Genomic DNA, 1,022 nt, shown 5'->3' with positions numbered 1-1,022 from the left:
GACGGTGCCGATCACCCGGAACAGCACCGAGCCCATGGCGCCCTCCTCGACATCGACCGAGTGGGTCTTGACCGTGCGCGGGGCGGGTCGGCGCGTGACCTCCTCGACGAGCGGCTCGTCGAGGGTGACCCCGAGGCCGGCGGCGATGACGCGCACGACCGGGCCCCACGCCGTACTCAGGATGCCGGACTCCCAGAGCATCGGGCGGGTGTCCATCGGTTGGCCGAAGCCGAAGATGTCCTTCATGACGACGGGCTGGTAGTAGGTGGAGTAGTCCGCGATCTCGCTGACCTTGATGTGGTCGATCCGCTGGCTGAGGCTGGTCATCACCAGCGGCAGGACGTCGTTGGCGAAGCCGGGGTCGATCCCGTTGACGTGCAGGCTGGCGTTGCCCTGACGACCGGCCTCGTCGATCCCGTCGATCATCTCCGTGGGCAGCGTGCCGTCGCGGTGCAGCAGGATGACCGGCCCGGAGGACACGACGTTGACCCCGTCGCGGATGAACCCGGTCAGGTCCTCGATCGACTCGAACAGCCGGTCGTCGGTCATCGCGCCGTGCACGATGCAGTCCGGGCGCAGCGCGATCAGCTCGTCGCGATCGGTGGTCGCCTTGATGCCGAGCTCGCGATCGAGGCCGGCCAGCTCCCCGGCGTCCTTGCCGTGCTTGTCGGCCGTGGACGTCCAGACGCCGACGAGCTCGAGGTCGGGATGGGCGTCGACGCCGGCGATGGCGTGGCGACCGATCGTGCCGGTGGACCAGACGACGACACGCAGTGGCTTCTCGGGGATGGCTTGCGACATGCGAGCCAATGTAGAACAGGTTCTAGTCTTGCGGAAGGGTTTGTGGGTCTCGAGCCCGCTACCGCAGGGCGGCGACGGGAATCACCTCACCCGGACCCCACTCGGGACAACGCGTCCCGGAGTAGATCGTGGGCATGCACCGGTTGCAGTGGATGCAGATCCCGCCGCCCACGGCCCCGGACGCGAGCCGGTTCACCAGGTCGGGTTCGCGCAGCAGCGCG

Annotated in this window: 1 protein-coding gene; it reads right to left on the bottom strand. The window is 68.5% G+C overall.

Annotation, left to right across the window (positions count from 1 at the left end):
- The coding region (locus ACOADB_RS20680; RefSeq protein WP_378602870.1) for a diacylglycerol kinase at window positions 1–801 on the bottom strand (801 nt) is incomplete at its 3' end.
- Between the last annotated feature and the right edge of the window lie 221 nt (window positions 802–1,022).

The sequence above is a fragment of the Nocardioides sp. CPCC 206348 genome (assembly GCF_048654705.1).
Lineage (GTDB): Bacteria > Actinomycetota > Actinomycetes > Propionibacteriales > Nocardioidaceae > Nocardioides.
This window is presented reverse-complemented; position numbering and strand designations above follow the sequence as displayed.